This is a genomic window from Alteromonas sp. 5E99-2 (assembly GCF_017368475.1).
Taxonomy (GTDB): Bacteria; Pseudomonadota; Gammaproteobacteria; order Enterobacterales; family Alteromonadaceae; genus Alteromonas_F.
This window is the reverse complement of record NZ_JAFNJE010000085.1, coordinates 1-419: the sequence shown is the minus strand read 5'-3', so window position 1 is coordinate 419 and position 419 is coordinate 1. Positions and strand designations below refer to the sequence as shown.

The 419-nt window shown below is 59.4% G+C and carries 1 protein-coding gene; it reads right to left on the bottom strand.

Annotated features, from left to right (window positions below; genetic code table 11):
- On the bottom strand, positions 1-353 hold a 353-nt coding region (locus J3L16_RS16005), incomplete at its 3' end, for an SDR family NAD(P)-dependent oxidoreductase (protein ID WP_347564701.1).
- Positions 354-419 lie beyond the last annotated feature (66 nt).

Here is a 419-nt window from a genome sequence, read left to right as displayed (position 1 = left end):
GAGGCCGAGGTGATGTTGACCACCCGGCCCCAGCCTTTGGCGATCATGCCCGGCAAGGCCGCTTGCATCAGTGCGATTGGGGCCAGCATGTTGGCATCAAAAGCGGCGATAAAGTCATCCCGGCTCCAGTCATTCCACATGCCCGGAGGTGGGCCACCTGCGTTTGTCACGAGGATGTCGATGTCTTTTGCGACAGCCAAAACGGCGGCGCGGCCTTCTTCAGTCGACACGTCAGCAGCAACCGTGGTCACCTCAACGCCGTATGTCGCGCGAATTTCTGCGGCTGTTGCTTCAAGCGCTTCAGACCCACGTGCATTCAACACCAGATTGACGCCTGCTTCAGCTAGGGCCACGGCGCAACCACGCCCAAGCCCTTTGGATGACGCACAAACCAATGCTTGCTTTCCTGCGATTCCCAG